The 18755-nt window shown below is 42.0% G+C and carries 14 protein-coding genes and 1 tRNA gene; 10 read left to right on the top strand and 5 right to left on the bottom strand.

From position 1 onward, the window contains the following. The first annotated feature begins 1 nt into the window (after position 1). The 4 genes from MBUR_RS08750 to MBUR_RS13525 all read left to right on the top strand — a co-directional run bounded on the left by MBUR_RS08750 (position 2) and on the right by MBUR_RS13525 (position 4488). Positions 2–1324 carry an energy-coupling factor ABC transporter ATP-binding protein gene (locus MBUR_RS08750; protein WP_011499734.1) on the top strand — a complete coding sequence of 441 codons (1323 nt, stop codon included), beginning with the start codon at positions 2–4 and terminating at the stop codon, positions 1322–1324. A gap of 148 nt (positions 1325–1472) precedes the next feature. Further along, positions 1473–1964: a CBS domain-containing protein gene (locus MBUR_RS08745; protein WP_011499733.1), complete on the top strand. Its 492-nt coding sequence runs from the start codon at positions 1473–1475 to the stop codon at positions 1962–1964. Next, entirely contained in the window at positions 1965–3137 is a 1173-nt protein-coding gene (locus MBUR_RS08740; RefSeq protein WP_011499732.1) for a cation:proton antiporter, read from the top strand. Positions 3138–3192: 55 nt separating this feature from the next. After that, complete coding sequence (locus MBUR_RS13525; RefSeq protein WP_011499731.1) at positions 3193–4488, top strand: PAS domain-containing protein; 1296 nt, start codon at positions 3193–3195, stop codon at positions 4486–4488. A gap of 53 nt (positions 4489–4541) precedes the next feature. Here the strand turns inward: MBUR_RS13525 and MBUR_RS08730 are convergent, their stop codons facing one another. Next, positions 4542–4988 (bottom strand): pyridoxamine 5'-phosphate oxidase family protein, encoded by a 447-nt coding sequence (locus MBUR_RS08730; RefSeq protein WP_011499730.1) that lies wholly within the window; start codon positions 4986–4988, stop codon positions 4542–4544. 172 nt (positions 4989–5160) lie between these two features. Between MBUR_RS08730 and MBUR_RS08725 the strand changes: the two genes are divergently transcribed. Next, positions 5161–7845, top strand: coding sequence for a cation-translocating P-type ATPase (locus MBUR_RS08725; RefSeq protein WP_011499729.1), 2685 nt, complete (start codon positions 5161–5163; stop codon positions 7843–7845). 244 nt (positions 7846–8089) lie between these two features. Here the strand turns inward: MBUR_RS08725 and MBUR_RS08720 are convergent, their stop codons facing one another. After that, positions 8090–8869: an ATPase domain-containing protein gene (locus tag MBUR_RS08720; RefSeq protein WP_011499728.1), complete on the bottom strand. Its 780-nt coding sequence runs from the start codon at positions 8867–8869 to the stop codon at positions 8090–8092. Between the two features lie 536 nt (positions 8870–9405). Here MBUR_RS08720 and MBUR_RS08715 point away from each other — a divergent pair. From MBUR_RS08715 to MBUR_RS08700, 4 genes are all read left to right on the top strand, one after another. Further along, entirely contained in the window at positions 9406–11439 is a 2034-nt protein-coding gene (locus tag MBUR_RS08715) for an S-layer protein domain-containing protein (RefSeq protein ID WP_011499727.1), read from the top strand. A 124-nt stretch (positions 11440–11563) separates the two neighbouring features. Continuing rightward, positions 11564–12109, top strand: coding sequence for a hypothetical protein (locus tag MBUR_RS08710; protein WP_011499726.1), 546 nt, complete (start codon positions 11564–11566; stop codon positions 12107–12109). Positions 12110–12192: 83 nt separating this feature from the next. After that, positions 12193–12301 (top strand) — tRNA-Met (locus MBUR_RS08705). Positions 12302–12388: 87 nt separating this feature from the next. Next, positions 12389–15121 carry a DNA-directed DNA polymerase gene (locus MBUR_RS08700; RefSeq protein WP_011499725.1) on the top strand — a complete coding sequence of 911 codons (2733 nt, stop codon included), beginning with the start codon at positions 12389–12391 and terminating at the stop codon, positions 15119–15121. 27 nt (positions 15122–15148) lie between these two features. Here MBUR_RS08700 and eno read toward each other — a convergent pair whose 3' ends face one another. After that, positions 15149–16426, bottom strand: a complete 1278-nt coding sequence (gene eno, locus MBUR_RS08695; RefSeq protein ID WP_011499724.1) for a phosphopyruvate hydratase — start codon at positions 16424–16426, stop codon at positions 15149–15151. A gap of 171 nt (positions 16427–16597) precedes the next feature. Between eno and MBUR_RS08690 the strand changes: the two genes are divergently transcribed. Beyond that, positions 16598–16963, top strand: a complete 366-nt coding sequence (locus tag MBUR_RS08690) for a transcriptional regulator (protein WP_011499723.1) — start codon at positions 16598–16600, stop codon at positions 16961–16963. Positions 16964–16990: 27 nt separating this feature from the next. Here MBUR_RS08690 and MBUR_RS08685 read toward each other — a convergent pair whose 3' ends face one another. Together MBUR_RS08685 and MBUR_RS08680 are read right to left on the bottom strand one after the other, a co-directional pair. Continuing rightward, entirely contained in the window at positions 16991–17434 is a 444-nt protein-coding gene (locus MBUR_RS08685) for a PPC domain-containing DNA-binding protein (protein ID WP_011499722.1), read from the bottom strand. Between the two features lie 200 nt (positions 17435–17634). Next, entirely contained in the window at positions 17635–18741 is a 1107-nt protein-coding gene (locus MBUR_RS08680) for a cell division protein FtsZ (protein WP_011499721.1), read from the bottom strand. Positions 18742–18755 lie beyond the last annotated feature (14 nt).

Here is an 18755-nt window from a genome sequence, read left to right as displayed (position 1 = left end):
TATGATATTGGAAACTAAAGGCTTGAAGTATTCCTACCACGATGGAACACAGGCTTTAAAAGGTATTGATGTAAAGATCAAAAAAGGTAAGAAAATAGCCTTTGTCGGGAAGAACGGTTCTGGCAAATCAACCCTTTTCATGCTGCTCAATGGAACCCTTAAGCCAAAAGAGGGAACTGTTCACTTTCATGGGAAACCCATGGAATATGATTCCAAATCCCTGCGTGAGATACGCAAAAGTGTTGGCATCGTTTTCCAGAACTCAGATGACCAGATATTTGCTCCCACAGTCTACCAGGATGTAGGTTTTGGACCTACCAATCTGGGTCATTCAAAAGAAGAAGTTGATGAACTTGTGGAAAAAACCCTTGAATACATAGGAATAACCGAATTCAGGAACAAGCCTCCTCATCATTTAAGTGGTGGACAGAAAAAGAGAGTGGCAATTGCAGGTGTTTGTTCAATGGAACCTGAGGTAATGATCCTTGATGAACCTCTTGCAAACCTCGATCCTGTGGGTGCGGATGAGATCCTTGATCTGTTGAATGAGTTGAATCAAAACAACACCACTATGATAATTTCCACTCATGATGTGGAACTTGCATACAGTTGGGCAGATTATGTTTATTTCATGAACGAGGGTAATATTATCGGTGAAGGTGCTCCTGAAGATGTTTTCAAAGACATGGAGCTTTTAAAGAAATCTAATTTAAGACAACCTCGTACGCTTGAAATATACAATGAACTTGAGAGACGGAACCTTGCAACGCGTAACAAGTTTCCTAAGAGTGTTCCTGAACTTGTCCATTCCCTTAAACCACCTGAACTTATGTGGATAGAAGTCTCTCCTGATGTCAAGGAAGGCGATGTTGTGAACCTTGGCATATTACATGGTGAATATGCTATCAACAGCCCCTATGAAGCAGTCAATGCAAAGGTGCTTCACATCCATCCGGAAGGGCATGCAATTGCGGAAATGACACGGCATGGTATCAAGTCCGGTGGAATATTCATCTATGATATGGACAAATATGATGCGGGTCCTTTCAAGAGGATACTGGCGGAAGAGGATATCGATACTATTGGAGCCATGGGCAAGAAGAGCAAGAGCCTTGCGGATAAACAGCTTATCGATCTTCAAATAACATCAGGTGTTATCGATAAGTCCATCCTTATGGCACTTTGTGGTAAGAGATCTATGATATTGACCTCGGGCGGGATGATCGATCATGCTGTCAAACGTATCGACGAATATGCAGAAAACAGTGGGATAGCTATACAGTTATCTCTTGTAAATTTTGAAAGGGAAGAGCTGGGGGTCTAATCCTCCTTTATTTTTAACTTTTCTCTCTTTTTTCAATAATTTGTGTTCTTCTTCCTTTTTTAATGTGTTCCATATTTGTAAGATGAGATACCTTCTTTTTATTGTAATATTCTTTTTACAAAAATAGCTTTGAAGGGGGCTTTAAGCTGTGGTTGACCATGATGGGGATGAAGATCATATTCGGAGTGAGCGGTCATTTGCAGAAATGTGTAGTGAGATGTTAATAAAAGATTTTATGACAAAGGACCTTGTAACAATTTCAGAAAATGATAGCATTGACCAGGTCCTTGATACTTTTGACAAATATCATTTTCACACATATCCGGTCGTAAATGAAGATAATGTTCTTGTGGGAACAATTGATCAGAATATTATATTGAAGATCCTTCTTGTACACAGGGCTCCCCAAATAGAGCACACTCATTTGAATGCAGTTGTTTTTCAGGGTGATACTGCAAAAACCATTATGATCCCCCACCCGGTCTCAATATCTCCGAATGAAACTCTTTGTGATACAGCGGATATGATACTCAAGCATAAGATCGATCGTTTTTGTATCGTTGAAGATGGAATACTTGTTGGGATGATCTGTAAACCCGATATTATAAAGGAAGTGTATAAATTAAGGGGCTCATATTGAATGGAGATCCTTCTTCATATTTTGCTCATACTTCTACTGGCTAAGCTTTTCGGCGAAATCTTTGAAAGGGCAGGTTTTCCTTCAATTCTTGGGGAACTGCTTTCCGGTATGGTTCTCGGGATACTTTTGATACATCAGGAATCAGAAATACTGAAGTTCCTGGCTGAAATGGGTGCTATCTTCCTTTTGTTCACAGCAGGTTACAAGGAAGTCCATATTCGTGATCTGAAAGAGTCCTCTGCGAAAGCTTCTGTTGTTACATTAGTTCAGATTCTTGTCGCTTTCTCTTTTGGAGTGGCAATTGGTGTGTATTTTCATTTAAGTGTCCTTGAAAGCATCTTTATAGGAGTTGCTTTTAGTCCGACAAGTATTGGTGTTGTCGTCAGGATTCTCATTGATATGGATTACCTTTCGAGCAAACCAGGTTCCATGATGCTGACATCAGCTATATTTGATGATATCATAGGGATCTTTCTTCTTTCCATTGTAGTGACCATGGCAACCTATGAACAATTCCCTTCCGGGGTTCAGGTTCTAATAATATTGTTGAAGATGGTTGCCTTTGTGGCGATCATGTTCTTCTTAAGAAAATGGGTCTTTTCCAGGCTCTTCGATCAGATCCATAAGATGCATGTCAAAGAATCGATTTTTGCTTTTGTGATAGTGATCGCACTTTTCTCTGCGTATCTTGCAGAAGTTTTCGGTCTTCATGCTGTGATAGGTGCATTCATTGGAGGTGTAATGCTCTCAGATGTTTCCCATGCGAAGATCGAGCACGTGCAAAGTAAGGTTACAGGGCTTGCTTATGGTTTTTTTGTTCCCATTTTCTTTGCATTTATTGGAATATCCCTTAATATTGGTACCTTACAAACAATAGGTCTCTTCTCAGTACTTGTTGTTGTACTTGCTCTTTTAGGAAAACTGCTAGGTGGCTTCCTGGGATGTCGCTTGATAGGTTTTGATAATTATGACAGTCTTATATTCGGGGTTGGGGTTATGCCGAGGGCAGGGGTGGAACTTGTATTGATCTCTATTGGAAAAGAGATGGGGATAATAGGGGATGAAGTGTTCTCAGCAATTGTCTTGATGGTGGCAGTCTCAATTTTCGTTTCGCCGTTACTCCTTAAGAAGGCTATACAGTTCAAAAACAGGGCAAATTCGAACAATACTTAAACTCATCCGTCTAATACGTTATTAAAGAAGTTGAACATTAAAATGGGGTCTATGTATGGGATCAAACATATCAAAAGAAACTGGCAACAGATCGGAAAAAAGTCCGTTGGAAAAAGTTCTTGACAGGAAAGAAATACTTGAAAGAATAATCGATCATAGTCCTGTTATTGCTTTTTTATGGACTGCAGATAACACTCCTGAGGAGAAATGGCCAGTAGAATATGTTTCTGCAAACGTGACACAGTTAGGTTACACTGTGGAGGATTTCATTTCAGGAAGGCTTCTTTATGCTGATATTGTCTATGGGGAAGATCTGGAACAGGTTGAAAGGTCTCTCGAAAAAAGTCGTGTGGAAGGTAAGAGCTTCTTTGATCAGGAATATCGTATCGTTCTGGAATCAGGTGATATCCGCTGGGTCGATGAAAGGACATATCTTCAGCGGGATGAGAATGGTATTGTGACCCATTATCAGGGTACTATTTTTGATATCACTGACCAGAAGAACAATGAAATGCTGTGTGAGAAAGCATTGAAGAAACAGAAGGACCTTGAGGATATCATCAACAATAGTTCTACGATGGTCTTCCTTTGGAGGGCGGACGAGTTCTGGCCTGCTGATTATGCTTCTCCCAATGTTTCAAGACTTGGTTATAGCGCAGAGGATTTTGTGCTTGGAAGAATTATCTATGGTGATCTGATCCACCAGGATGATTATAATACTGTTAAAGACGAGCTTGATCAGAGGTCCGAGGAGGGTTATGATGATTACACCCAGGAGTATCGTTTATTGACAAAGGCAGGAGAGCTGCTGTGGGTCAATGAGAAGACCTTTATCAAAAGAGATGTGAACGGCAATGTAACACATTTCCAGGGAATTGTGCAGGATATCACAAAACAAAAGGTGAGTGAGATCGCATTGGATGAGGCTTTGGTAAAGCAAAATGATCTCCTTTCAAGGAAACAGGCACTTGAGACTATCGTGAATCATAGTCCTGTGGTTGCTTTTCTTTGGAAGGCAGGTGAGGATGATGAAAAGGAGCTATGGCCGGTGGAGTTCGTGTCGGATAATATCACCCATTTTGGATATGATGTGGATGATTTCCTTTCGGGCGATATTCTTTATGGGAACATTATCCATGCTGATGACCTGCCGGAGGTTCAGCTTGAACTTTCGGATATATGTAATGAAGGTGGGAAGATGTTCGTAAAGGAATATCGTATATTGACCCGTTCAGGAGACATAAGGTGGGTGGAAGAGCAAACTTTCATACAGCGGAATGATGAGGGGAAAGTGACCGATTATCAGGGAGTTATCCAGGATATAACAGAACGCAAGGGAAGTGGTTGCTGATCAGACATTTCCGATATGTCTATGATCTGGTCAAAAAAAGATTGAGTGCGAAGTCAGTAATCGACTTCGTACCTGAATCCAAACTCAACGGCATAGTCAAGGAAGAAAGCTTTTGTTGGCTCTACTTTGATCATGACATTATCTGGATTATTGGGAAGTTCGGCCATAAATGGGAATTTTTCTACCATTAACTGGAATATCTGACCTAATTCTGCTTCATCTGTTACAAATGATGCTTTGCCTTCCATTTGAATACCTGTGATGTTCATTACATCAGGTCCGTCTTCATCGACTGTGAATGCGACGTTTGGGTTCTGTTCGATATTACGGAATTTCCTTGTGGTATTTCCTGTTCCGAAATAAACGATTGGGCCGGATGATGCAAAACCCATGCTGTGGACCATTGGATTTCCTTCCGGGCTGATGGTTGCAAGGTTCAGGAATGGGTGTTTTTTTAGGTATTCGCTGATTCTTTCTTTTATCTCTGGGTCACATGCCATAGTGCTTCCTCCTCAACTGTACGATGTTCCCTTAATAGTTAATGAAAATTGTCTTTACAGTTATTTAGCTTTAGCGAAATGGATATTGATGTTATGCAGTGAATTCACTTTGAAACTGATGGCAAATCAAGAAATACTATTGTAACATATTTAATTTGGAGTGTGTGTTTCATTGGGATCTGAAAATACTGATATAGAGTCTGTTTTTGCTGAAGTGGGTAGTTCCAGATCAGGTCTTTCTGAGACCGATGTGAAAAAAAGACTACAGTTATCAGGTTTTAATGAGCTTCAGGAAAAAGCGAGGATCACACCAGCAAAAGTACTGTTAAGGCAGTTCACTAATTTTATCGTCTGGGTACTTTTGGCAGCGGCTGCGATCTCTCTTATGATAGATGAGGTTGTGAACTTTGGTGTGATCATCTTTTTAGTTGCTTTTGTTATTGTTCTTGGTTTCGTTCAGGAATATAAGGCTGAAAAGGCCATGGAAGCGCTTAAGAGGATGGTGCAATCCACAACGCATGTTGTCAGGGATGGTACTGTGGCAGAGGTTCCTTCCCGTGATATCGTTGTGGGGGATGTTCTTGTTATGGAGACCGGCGATAAGGTCGCAGCGGATGCTTTTGTTTTTGAGATAATGGGGTTAAAAGTTGATGAATCCGCAATAACCGGTGAGAGTTTTTCGATTGAAAAAGGTATCGGGGGTCTTATTTTTTCGGGTACTCAGATAGTACACGGCAAGTGCAAAGCAGTTGTAACAGCCACTGGTATGCAGACCCAGCTGGGTGGCATTGCTTCCATGATACAGGAAGATGAGGTTATGACCCCTCTCCAGCAAAAGATCAACGAGCTTTCAAAGCATTTAGCCATCATTGCCCTTGTTGCTTCTGGTCTCACTTTTGTTCTGGGTTATGCTACAGGTGCACCGCTTGAGGAGATGCTTATCATTGCTCTTGCACTGGCAGTGGCTGCTGTTCCTGAAGGGCTGCCTCTTACTATGACCATAACGCTTGCCTATGGCATGCATCATATGGCAAAACATAATGCCATTGTCAGGAGGATGCTGGGGGTTGAGACTCTGGGTTCAACTACTGTTATATGTACTGACAAGACCGGAACACTGACGAAGAACGAGATGACGGTGGAAAAATTATTTGTCAACGGGCAGTTCTTTGATGTGACTGGTATCGGGTACGAGCCCGAAGGGGTTCTTTTAAAAGATGATGTGGAAGCAGATGTTAGTGAGAACAAGGCGCTTGGGACTTTGCTCAAAGGTATATCCTTATGTAACAATGCTTCATTGGTCCAAAGGCATGGGGTATGGGAAGTTTCAGGCGATCCTACCGAAGTATCACTTATTGTCGCTGCAGCGAAAGCAGGATTGTGGAAAGATGATCTTGAGGTGGAATATGAGAAGGTACATGAGATCATGTTCACTTCTGAAAGAAAGCTCATGACAACGGTCCATGAAACCCCCGGGGGCAGGTTGGCATTTTGCAAAGGGGCTCCTGAATTTGTTCTTGACAGATGTGTTTCGATAGAGAGGGATGATGGTGTTCACGATCTGAGTGCCGCGGATATCAAAGGGATACTTGATGAGAATAATGGGCTTGCCGGGTCTGCTTATCGTGTGCTTGGTGTTTCTTATCGCAAATTATCGGATGGTATGGCAGTTGAGGATTCTGAGAAGGACCTTATTTTCCTGGGTCTTGTGGCAATGATCGATCCTGTGAGGAAAGAGGCTAAGGACTCGATAGATCTGTGTAAGCGGGCAGGTATCAGGGTCGTGATGATCACAGGCGATAATGAGGAGACGGCTAAAGCCATAGGGAAAAAGATCGGGCTGGTGGCTGATTATCATGGTTCTCTGGATGGGATGGATGAAAAGCTTCGTGGTATTATCAAAGATGGTTCAATTACCGGAAGTGAACTTCTGTCCCTTGATGATGGAGAGTTTGACCGACTTGTCGAGGGCATCAGCGTTTATGCAAGGGTCATGCCTGAACAGAAGTTGAGGATAGTGAAGGCATTGCAGAATAGGGGGCATGTTGTTGCTATGACGGGAGATGGCGTTAATGATGCTCCTGCGCTTAAGAGGGCAGATATCGGTATTTCCATGGGTATAAAAGGTACGGATGTTGCTAAAGAGTCCAGTCTTATGATTTTGCAGGATGATAATTTTGGGACCATTGTGGAGGCTGTGAAACGCGGTCGTACTATCTATGAGAATATTGAAAAATTTACGACATATCTTGTTTCGAGAAATTTTACTGAGATAATTCTCATTATGCTGGGGATTACACTGCTGGGATTCGACCTTGTTCCACTTCTCGCATTGCAGATCCTGTTCATTAATATGTTTGATGAGGTTATGCCGGCAATAGCACTTGGCCTCGATCCGGTTCGAAATGAGGTGATGTATGAGGCTCCTAGAAAGCCCGGGGAGAATATTCTCAATAGGAGGAACCTGACGCTAGTGGTCAGTATAGCTGCTCTTATGGGGGTTGTTTGTTTCCTTGTGTTCTTACTTTCTGATCCGGTCAATGATCTTGAAAAAGCTCGTACGCTGACGTTTGCAACGATAGTCAGTATGATCCTTTTTATCCCGTTCGTTTTCAGGTCACTGACATCTTCTTTTTTGAGTGTGGGTGTCTTTACTAACAAACTCATGCTTCTGGGAGTGGCAAGTACGTTTTTGTTGACCATGGTTGTAATGTATGTAAGACCCCTTGGGCAGTTGTTCGACCTTGTGCCTTTGAGCTTGATGGATTGGTTCATTCCAATATCTGCTGCTTTTTTGACCATGGTTTTAGCAGAATTGGTCAAGAAGATTTTACCAGTTGATCGGCAATTCCAATGAAATTATTTCAAAATAGATACTTGAATAACATTATAATGAATTTGTTGTCTACAGGTGTCCGATATGCGGGGGTGGGCTGAACCATTGGAGATGTCCCGACCATAAAATGCAGGATATTTATTAGCTTGAACTTGTCGGTATAAATGTGTTGAATGTGGCAACGAAGATTTGTACTGACTATTCTTTTAAAAAGAGCAGCGACATCCCAGGATAGGGATGCCATCATTGTTATTTTTCGGAGTGTTCAGAATGATGTGTATACTTCTTCGTGTGGGTGTATTACAAAACCTTCTGAAGTGATGTCGTATGGGTGGAGTTTCTTACTGTGATCTGAACCACGCATCTTGAATATTTCCATAGTGCGTGTGCGAACATTATTATGCATTGCGTAATGAAGTACAAAGGTACCGTCTGTTACGAATGTTTCTATACCGAACCTTGCTGGGCTCCTTTCATCGACTATCTCACATGTCATTAGTGAGGTAAGTCCTATTACTTCCAACGTTGTGCTAAGTTTTAGTAATTCCACTCGTATCTTTGCGGGATCCTGAAGGTAGAAGCTGATGGAGGTCGTGGAATCGATGAGTGCTCTTTTAGCATTGATCTCTTCCTGCGTTGCGATGATCTGGTCCATCATTGAACGGGTGTCGAATGGTCTGACATCGACATATTTTTCTTGGGATGGAATTCCGATCTTAGTAGAACATGCATCGATGATGACAAGTTTCCCCTCGTCTTCGAGAGCTTGAAGGTCCCAGTCGAATTTCATTACGTTCTCGCGTATTTGTTCAGGTCTTTCTTCAGTTGCAACGATTATACCATTCTCTCCGTATTTTGTTATGCCGTTATATATATATTGTACTGAAAAGTTAGTTTTTCCAGCTCCGGAGGTGCCTGATACAAGGTATGAGCGGTCACGAATTATCCCGCCTCCACATAGTTCATCAAATCCGGGAATTCCGGTTTTGACCCTATTTATTTCGTCTTCCATTGAGATCTTTTCAGAATCTGAACCTTCGAACATTTATCTTTTCACTCCTCGCTTTATATAATGTACATGTCGTTTTAAAGTTGGTATACCAAATGCATATTTTATATTATTATGGGTAAATAACACATATATGATGCTAAATAGGGTTTTCTGCTTATTTATAGTATACATGATGTGCATATAAATTTATTGAAGATCGTTTTATAATGATATCCCAATTTATGGAATTATATGGGCCATGTGTAATAAATCGACAATTTACGAACCCAAATGGGCCATATTATGCCCTTTTATATCAATTTGGCATGTTTTTCTTCGACATTTACCGTATTTTGCTTCGATATTTACTAATGCCTCGCTATAAATCTCTTAAATGAGACCACAAAAGATTTAATAGGCAATTCTCTTATTAGACAAATGTAATCCAATATGACGGGATTCAGAGGGTGATGATGACCCTTTCGGCAATGAACGTATTTATGTGAATTGCTTGAAAGAATGATAATCGATAATTCGTTTATCTTGATCTAGCTCACTAACTTATATATATTAAATAATGGAGGAAAATAATGAAAGGCTTTATAGCAATCGCAATAGCTGCTTTAATGGTACTGAGCTTTGTTTCAGTAGCAAGTGCAGCAGACACAATTGAGATTCGTAGTCCAGTAATGGCAGGCAATCTCGCTGGTGAGAGAGATCTCTCCAATGTAACATTGAATTCTACAACATTTACAGATTTTGCAGCATTTTTCTACGACATTGATGACGGTATCGGTTCCGAAAAGATCGATATTATCACAGCTTCAACCACTGACAAAATTCCAGAAGGAGATTTGATCTACACTTCAAATCTTCAGACTGTAAGTTTCTCCTATGAAGGATGGGCAGACTCCCCAGTTGATAACACATTCGACAAGATCGGTTTCCTCGCAGAGGAATACGTTCCAATCGACGAGGACCCAAGTATCCTTTCCAAGCTTATTCTTGATGATGATGAGAAGTACACCATGCGTGTCGGTCAGACACTCGACCTTGGTGACGGCTTTGCAATCACACCAAAACAGATCGATGTTGACGGTAACAAGGTCTGGCTCGAGCTTACAAAGGACGGTAAGTTCCTTGACGATGATGTGTTCAACGCAGAGAACAGCCTGGACAACAGCTCCTGGGACTACGACACCACTGTTGGTGGCGAAGATGACATTGTTATCATGAGAGTACATGTTAACGAAGTATTCCAGGGTCAGGTCGACAGCCTCGCAATCATTGAGGGTATGTGGCTCATCTCCGACGAAGCAATGGAACTCGAAACTGACGATGAGTTTGGCAAGTTCGAAATAACAAGTCTTACCGCAGGCCCAGTAGGCACCGGTCAGATCGTTATGAAGACAACTGAAGACATCACATTGAGCAAGGACTCATCTATTGAGATCACTGAAGATATCATGATCAAGACTGCAGACTCCAATGATCTTCGCTTCTACTTCGCAAAAGAGATCAGCGAGCCTGGTACCTATGAGATCAGAGGTACAGTCGCAACACCTGATGCTAGTATAACTGGTATTTCAACCGAATCCTGGACAGCAGCAAGCTTTGCAGGTTTCTACTATGACATCGATGAGGACATCTCCTCAGAGACTCTTACCGCAATCGTAGAGGGTGCAACTAACAGAACAATCGCTGAAGGCAACCTTACATACGTTTCACAGCTTCAGAGTGTAAGCTACACCTATGAAGGATGGGCAGACTCCCCAGTTGATAATTCCTTCGACAAGATCGGTTTCTTCGCAGAAGAATACGTTCCAATCGACCAGGATCCAAGCATCCTTTCCAAGCTTATTCTTGATGATGATGAGAAGTACACCATGCGTGTCGGTCAGACACTCGACCTTGGTGACGGCTTTGCAATCACACCAAAACAGATCGATGTTGACGGTAACAAGGTCTGGCTCGAGCTTACAAAGGACGGTAAGTTCCTTGACGATGATGTGTTCGATACAACGGGCAATATGGTCAACAGCTCCTGGGACTACGGCACCACTGTTGGTGGCGAAGATGACATTGTTATCATGAGAGTACATGTTAACGAAGTATTCCAGGGTCAGGTCGACAGCCTCGCAATCCTTGAGGGTATGTGGCTTATCTCTGACGAAGCAATGGAGATCGAGGATGATGACGAGTTCGGTAAGCTTGAAGTGACAGGTATCACAACAGGTCCAACCGGTGCTATCACCATGGATTCAACCGAATCTATCACCCTTACTGCAGACTCAACTAAGGAAATTGCAGAAGGAATGAGCTTCAAGGTTGCAGACAGTGCAAACTCCGAAGTAAGGTTCTACCCATTCATTGAGAAGACAATCGCAGGCGCAGTAGTCGATGATGACGTAGTAGTCGATGACGACGTAGTAGTCGATGATGACGTAGTAGTCGATGACGACGTAGTAGTCGATGACGACGAAGTAGTCGATGACGACGTAGTAGTCGATGACGACGAAGTAGTCGATGACGGCGATGAAGAAGATCCTGGAGTTCCAGGCTTTGAAGCAGTCTTCGCAATTGCAGGTCTCCTTGCAGTAGCATACTTCGTAAGAAGGAACTAATTTTCTAAAATCTAAGAAGGACGAAAATCCTTCTTATCTTTTCTTTTTTTTGACATGCTTGTCGATAATTTAAAATACCAATAGTCTTATTGTAATCTCATTGTTAAACAGTGAGGTCTTTAAGATGAATATGAAACTATTAATGATCCCTTTTATTGCATTGCTTCTTGTGGCAGTGTCTGGTTGTACGGATCCGGCAGAACCAACTGGTCCTATAGTTGAAACACCTGATCTGAGCGTTGACGGAGTTATTCTGGAAACAGTCCCGGAAGGGTTCGAGTATCTTGGTGTACACGCAGTTGATCTTGATACTGTAAAAACAAGTTATGCTGATGTAGAGGGTATTGTAAATGCATCTGAAGGGATCTACAATCTCGATTCAATAGATTATTTTATTATTGCAATTGAGATGGATTCCAGTGCATCTGCAGAAGAACTTATTACCCAATTCAAGGCAACTTTCACTCCTCTTGCAGTTGGCGAAAGATTTACAGATGTGTCCTTTAACGAACATGATGCTACGCTTGTAACAAAATATATTACTGCAGGTGGAGAAGAGGTACCACGTTATCAATATATCTGGAACAACGAGAATTTTGTTTTCCTTGTAAAGGGCAATACTGATGATGCTACAGTTGTATTGGATCTTGCAGAAGCGACCGGATTTTAATCCGGTTACTTTTTTAATACCTAACAAATAAGTCACTCAATCGATATGCTTTAATATTACTATATCCATGTAGGTGCTGCAATGCCCGGGTAGCCTAGTTGGTTGGGGCGCCAGACTCATAGGGAATATTAACCGTGCGTCCAAATCTCCTGAGAAATCTGGAGGTCGCGTGTTCGAGTCACGCTCCGGGCACTTTGCATTTCTTCTTTTTTTAGATATGTGTCCATCTCTTTACCTTGATGATAAAGCATATATTATCCCTCCACATTAAGTAGTTCCATGAATTTTCAAATTCTGGATGCAGACTATTTTCGTGAGGATAATCAACCGATAATCCGAATCTTTGGGAGATCTGAAGATGGGGAAAGCGTTTGCTGTCTTGTTCCGGGGTTTGAGCCTTATTTTTATTTGAGTGCTTCAGGGGACCTACAAAAACTTGGTGAAGAGATCAAGGAGCAGTTCGAGGGTGTAAAGACCTTTGAGATCGTTGAAAGGTTTGAGCCAATAGGTTATCAGGAAACCAAAAAGCACATGCTCAAGGTAACAACCTATGATCCTGGCAATGTGCCTGAGATCAGGGATGATGTGGCATCTATGCTCGGTGTCAATGCTATATATGAAACAGACATTCTTTTCAGGAATCGATTCCTTATTGATAAGGGCTTCAAGGGGATGGACTGGGTATCCACACAAATGGAAGAATCTGTTCCGAATGGGAAAATAATATGTGACCGTACCATAAGGACCTCTCATATATCCGAGGTCCAGAAAATTGCAAACTCATCTTTGAAATATATGGCATTTGATATTGAATGCCTCCCACACGATGGTGGAATGCCAACACCCGATGTTTCACCTGTCATCATGGTAAGTTTCGCTTTTGAGCCGGCTTACAAAGGGCACAAAACCCTTGTTCTTGTAATGAAAGAAGTGGAAGGTGTTGATGAAGATGTCGAGATGTTACCGGATGAATCTGATCTCTTGAACCGCTTCTTTGAAATATTCAGGGACTACGATCCTGATGTAATTACAGGTTACAACATCAACGATTTTGATGTGCCTTACATCACAGATAGGGTAAAGCTCCTGAACGAATCCGGTTCTAATATCAATTCTGCTGTTGGAAGGGATTCAAGAGCACTTAGCTATCGCAAAGTTGTGACTCGTACGATGGTCCCCATTCCCGGAAGGGTTGTAGTTGATTCTCTTCCTCTTATCAGGCAACAGTTCAGCTTGAAAAGATATACATTACGCAATGTTTCAAAAGAATTGCTTGGCAGAGAAAAACTTGATGTCGATGCCGCTGACATGGAAGAGCACTGGAACGATTCCGGTGAAAAGATACGGAAATTCATTGATTATTCAAGGCGTGATTCAGAACTTGCTCTTGAATTGCTCCTGGACCTTAAACTTCTGGACAAGTATATCGCTCTTTCAAGGGTAAGTGGAATTCTTCTTCAGGACACGGTCAGTGGTGGGCAGACCAACATGGTCGAACATATCCTGTTGACCGAGTTTGGAAAACAGGGGCGTGTGATGTCCACAAAACCTGATGAAGAGACCTCATCTTTCAGGCGGAAGCAGAATGAAGATCTTAAAGGGGGTGCGGTTCTCGAACCGGAGAAGGGATTGCATAAGAACGTGATCGTACTTGATTATAAATCCCTTTATCCAACCATCATGATGGCGCATAACCTTTGTTATACTACTGTGGTTCCCCCTGGTAAATATCCGGAAGATAAAGTGATAAGGTCCCCTTCAAAAGGCGAGTTTGTAAAACCTGAGGTGTTCAAAGGTATCGTTCCTTCGGTTCTGGAATCGTTGCTTGATAAAAGGATCGAGACAAAGAAGCTCATGAAGCAGGCAAGTGACGAAGGTGAATATCAGGTACTTGATGCGACACAGCTTGCTTTGAAGATCCTTCTTAACAGTTTTTATGGTTATTCCGGATATGCGCGCGCCAGACTCTACAGTTTGCAGATGGCAAATTCTGTGACCAGCATTGGAAGGGGGAACATCGCCAGGACACAGGATATTGTATGTAATCGCATTGGGACGGTCATCCTCAGGGACAATAAAGCTTATCTTCGGGATGAGGTGGATGAGCTTAAGGACGACGATAAGGCTGTAAAGCTCTCGGTCGCTTATGGGGATACTGACAGTGTGTTCGTACATTGTAAGAACGATCAGGATTTGGAGTTCGAGGAAGGTGTTTTTTCACTTGAAGATTCAGCACTTGTTGGTAAAAAAGTTGCAAGTATAGTAACTGCATCTTTACCCGACCCCATGGAGCTGGAATTTGAGGCTACTGCAAAACGTGTTTTGCTAATTGCCAAGAAAAGATATGCACAATGGATCTTTGAGCCTGCGAACGGTGGCTGGACCGATTCGATCAAGGTAAAAGGGTTGGAGACCGTACGGCGAGATTGGTGTGAACTGACCTCCAAGATGCTTAACAGGGTGTTGGAACTCGTACTTAAGGAAGGGGACATTGAAGGCTCTGTGGAGCATGTGAGGACCCTTGTGGACAGGGTGAGGAATCTTGATGTAGCAAAAGATTCTGATCTTTTTGAAGATCTGGTGCTTACAAAGAATTTTTCCAAAAGTCCTTCAAGTTATAAGAATAAACAGCCACATCTGACAGTGGTCGAAAATATCCAGAGGCGTACCGGTGTTCGACCTGCCATTGGTGAGCGAATTCCTTTTGTGATAATTGCCGGAAGAGGGTTGTTCGTAGATCGCGCAGAAGACCCCGACTATGTCCGTGAGAACAATGTCCTATTGGATGTGGATTATTACATACAGAAACAGATGTTACCGCCTGTAGAACGCATCCTTAGTGTTTTCGGCGTTGATATGGCTACTCTTAATCACGATTCAAAGCAAAAAGGCCTCTTTGACTTTGACAGTTCTGTAGAGGAAAATGCTCTTACTTTAAAAAAGGTTATCAGGACAAAAGAAGCATCAACAAATGAAGATCAAAAAACGCAAAGCTCACTTTTTGATTTCTAAATTAAAAAATAAATTTTAAAAAAATGATCAGAGCTGCACATAACGTGCAGCATCTCCAAGATCTTCTTCAATTCTGAGTAACTGGTTGTATTTTGCAGTGCGTTCACTTCTTGCAGGCGCACCTGTTTTAATAAGATCTCCTCCGATAGCTACTGAGATATCAGCTATCATTGTATCTTCTGTCTCTGCAGAGCGATGGCTTACAACAACGCTGTAACCATTTCTCTGTGCCAGATTTGCAGCATCGAAAGATTCAGATATCGTACCTATCTGGTTGACTTTCAGTAAAAGTGCATTTGCCGCTTCCATCTCAATACCTTTTGCCAGACGGTTGACATTTGTAACGAACAGGTCATCTCCTACAATGATGGTGTCCCATGCCTCACTCGTAAGAGCTGCGAAGTCCTCAAACGATTCCTCATGGAATGGGTCTTCAATGGAAAGGATCGGGTATGTTTCAATAAGGTCAAGGTAGTAGTCCACAAGTTCAGCAGGAGCAAGCTTGTTTCCATCAATAAAATATTTATCCCCATCAAAGAACTCGGATGCAGCGGAATCAAGTCCGATACTGATCTCGGATTCGGTGTAACCGGCTTCTTCAATTGCACTCACGAGTGCATCCAGTGCGTCAGCAGTAGTTGAGATCGGAGGTGCATATCCGCCTTCGTATCCTACATTTGTTGCCGAAGCGCCGTATTTGTCCTCAAGGACCTTACCAAGAGCGTGGTATGTCTCAGCTCCCATTCTCAATGCATTTGAGAAAGTGTCAGCACCTTTTGGCTGTATCATAAATTCCTGGATGGAAAGGTCATTACCTGCATGCTTCCCGCCATTGATCACGTTCATTGTTGGAACAGGCAATGCAAAAGCGTTGGTACCACCAAGGTAACGATAAAGGGCAATTCCAAGGGAATCTGCTGCTGCTTTTGCAGTGGCCATGGAAATTCCCAGAATGGCGTTAGCCCCAAATGTTTTTTTGTTCTCAGTGCCGTCCAGTGCGATCATCAGCTCATCTATCTCACGCTGGTTACGTGCATCCATTCCCAAAAGCTCTTTTGAAAGGGTCTTATTAATGTTGTCTACAGCTTTCAATACTCCTTTCCCGTTGTACCGGTCAGCGTCCTTATCCCTTAGTTCAAGGGCTTCATTAGAACCTGTGGAAGCTCCGGAAGGAACACTTGCCCTTCCAAATCCGCATCCGGTGTAAATATCTACTTCTACCGTAGGGTTTCCTCTGGAGTCAAGTATCTCCCTTGCATGCACTTTTTGAATTGTGTATTTTGCTTCTTCGCTGATAGAGTTCATGTCTTCACCATTTGGTTATTCTATGCTCAAATCGTACATTACAGTATATATTGTTACCGCATTTTTGAATCTTTTTTGTTGCTTCTTTATATACTTTATTTAAGCAAAACAGATTATATACTGCATAAATATATAAACACCAAAGTAGTATTATTATTCATGGTGAGCGAAATGTCTACCTTTATAGATGAAAAGGGGTATGAGGTATCATCCCTATTGCAAAGCATTAACGTTTCGAGAATAGAAGCACTTTCGATCGCATGTCTGGTCAATGGACGTGAGTTAAGCTCACAGGAAATTGAAAATGCTACAGGCCTGAGGCAACCAGAGGTAAGTGTAGCTATGCGGCCTCTCTGTGAACGTGGATGGGTAGAGGAAAAAAATGAGAAGAGGACAAAATGCAGAGGGAGACCCGCAAAATATTACTCTCTCAATATGGATTTTACTGAGATCTTAAAAGAATATGAATCTGATATACTAAAAGAAAATGAGAAAAGGCTGGAAGTTGTAAAGAGCCTACGCAATTTAGTAGATTAACTTCCGGTTATTTTGATTAATTTTAGATCAGTTCTTTCCGAATGATATCGGAGCAAATCCCTTGGCAGCATCGAATGCACGCATAGCTTCCATGCCATTTATCTCCATGATGAAGACTTCAAGGACCATAAATGCTGCACTTTCCCCGCGCAAGCAGCCGACATTGACATTGTCGCCACGTCCGGCAGCGGTATGCAGATGTATCTTTGGTGTCCCTTCTTCCATAAATATATTTCCAACGCCTATTACTTCATATGGCTCAGTATGATTGACCCACATAGTTTCAGGTGGGATTGCATTCTCTTTGGGCCCGACAACAAGGTTCACTTTAGCGACAGCACCAAGCAAAGTAAATACTGCAGACTTGATCTCCTCTTTTGTTGCAATACCTTCAAGTTCCCGAAGCAAGTCTTCTCCGGTATCGATCCTTACAGTAAACACTCTGCCAATATTTCCTTTCGAATAATCCATATTTTCACCTGATAAATATCAATATAGACCTTAATCATCTACTATTTGTCCGTCAACAATGCGAACAATATGATGTTTTAGCGGCATGTTCTCATAACTGCCTTTTTTTTGCTATTATATGAATGGTATGCACAAACCATCATCGGTTCTATGAGCTTATAAAAAAAGAGTGAATATCCCGCTAAGGATATCATTTAAGGTCAATAGTTGGGTTCAAGCCCATCTATCTGTGAGAATGCTTTATCAATCTCCTTTTGTTCTTCAACCCTTGTTTTCTTCTCGCGTTCCTGATGGATCGCATCTACTGCAACTGAATATAGATTTTCCAGCTCTTCTGCTGCTTCAAGAGTAAGGACGACCAGCACCTGTGGAGTTTCACCTTTCCTCACAATAATACCCTTAAATACATGGCCAACTGATGACGAAAGTTTTTCGACTTCCGATGATATCTCATCGATGCTCAGGTACGATTTATCACCTTTTATGATAACCATTGCCCTGCTTCCTTCTTTGTAAACATCGGTCGAGAACAAAAGGCCGTTTGGTGATAATGCTTTCTGGATTGTGGTCTTGATGTTCATTCCTTTTTCAGCTTCATAGAAACCGATCGTAGCAAGGCCTGCTCCTCCGCTCATCACTGTTTTGAAGTCACCGAGGTCGGTCACCATCATCATTTCACTGTCAAGCGCATCAAGTAAGAAAAGTATGCGTCTTGCGATCATGTCATTGATGGTATTATATGCAGATTGTACATTTCCTCCGATCTGCTTAAGGAATTGGTTATCAGCAAGTATGATCCCATCGACACCACTGTCACGTATCTCTTTCAGGCAGAATGCGGCATTCTGGAGATAGAGTGTTCCCTCTTCTCGGAATGGAAGAACAACGACTGCATATACAGGAAAATCATGATTTTCTTTAATTTCCTTAATAAGGGGAGGGGTAAATGATGATCCTGTTCCACCTGATGCGGAAGTTATCACAAATCCGACATCGAAATTTCCTCTTTCCTCTATATTACGCATTATGTGGGATTTATTCTCTTCAAATACGCTCTTACCAAGAGTGCGGTTAGCACCAACGCCATGCAAGTGAGGGATATGCATCCTGTCCTTGGCCTTGGTGAAACTCAATTCCTTCAGATCGTTTATCGCAGTATTGATGGCGATAGTTTCGACCTTGCTTTTGTATTTTTGTTGTGAATAGAATTTCGCAAATTTGCTTTTACCACCAAAAGCCTCTTTGTTTATCGCATCAAGGATACGGTTACCACATTGACCATTTCCTACGATAAGTATATTGAGCAAATAATTCCTCCAAA

The organism is Methanococcoides burtonii DSM 6242, from assembly GCF_000013725.1.
Taxonomy (GTDB): domain Archaea; phylum Halobacteriota; class Methanosarcinia; order Methanosarcinales; family Methanosarcinaceae; genus Methanococcoides; species Methanococcoides burtonii.
Note: the sequence above shows the minus strand (reverse complement) of the source record. Positions and strands in the feature narration are given on the sequence as shown.

What these genes read in the sequence shown, in the direction of transcription:
- MBUR_RS08750 (WP_011499734.1), top strand. Translation starts at nt 2, where the DNA reads ATGATATTGGAAACTAAAGGCTTGAAGTATTCCTACCACGATGGAACA.
- MBUR_RS08740 (WP_011499732.1), top strand. Translation starts at nt 1,965, where the DNA reads ATGGAGATCCTTCTTCATATTTTGCTCATACTTCTACTGGCTAAGCTT.
- MBUR_RS13525 (WP_011499731.1), top strand. Translation starts at nt 3,193, where the DNA reads ATGGGATCAAACATATCAAAAGAAACTGGCAACAGATCGGAAAAAAGT.
- MBUR_RS08730 (WP_011499730.1), bottom strand. Translation starts at nt 4,988, where the DNA reads ATGGCATGTGACCCAGAGATAAAAGAAAGAATCAGCGAATACCTAAAA.
- MBUR_RS08720 (WP_011499728.1), bottom strand. Translation starts at nt 8,869, where the DNA reads ATGTTCGAAGGTTCAGATTCTGAAAAGATCTCAATGGAAGACGAAATA.
- MBUR_RS08715 (WP_011499727.1), top strand. Translation starts at nt 9,406, where the DNA reads ATGAAAGGCTTTATAGCAATCGCAATAGCTGCTTTAATGGTACTGAGC.
- MBUR_RS08710 (WP_011499726.1), top strand. Translation starts at nt 11,564, where the DNA reads ATGAATATGAAACTATTAATGATCCCTTTTATTGCATTGCTTCTTGTG.
- MBUR_RS08700 (WP_011499725.1), top strand. Translation starts at nt 12,389, where the DNA reads ATGAATTTTCAAATTCTGGATGCAGACTATTTTCGTGAGGATAATCAA.
- eno (WP_011499724.1), bottom strand. Translation starts at nt 16,426, where the DNA reads ATGAACTCTATCAGCGAAGAAGCAAAATACACAATTCAAAAAGTGCAT.
- MBUR_RS08690 (WP_011499723.1), top strand. Translation starts at nt 16,598, where the DNA reads ATGTCTACCTTTATAGATGAAAAGGGGTATGAGGTATCATCCCTATTG.
- MBUR_RS08685 (WP_011499722.1), bottom strand. Translation starts at nt 17,434, where the DNA reads ATGGATTATTCGAAAGGAAATATTGGCAGAGTGTTTACTGTAAGGATC.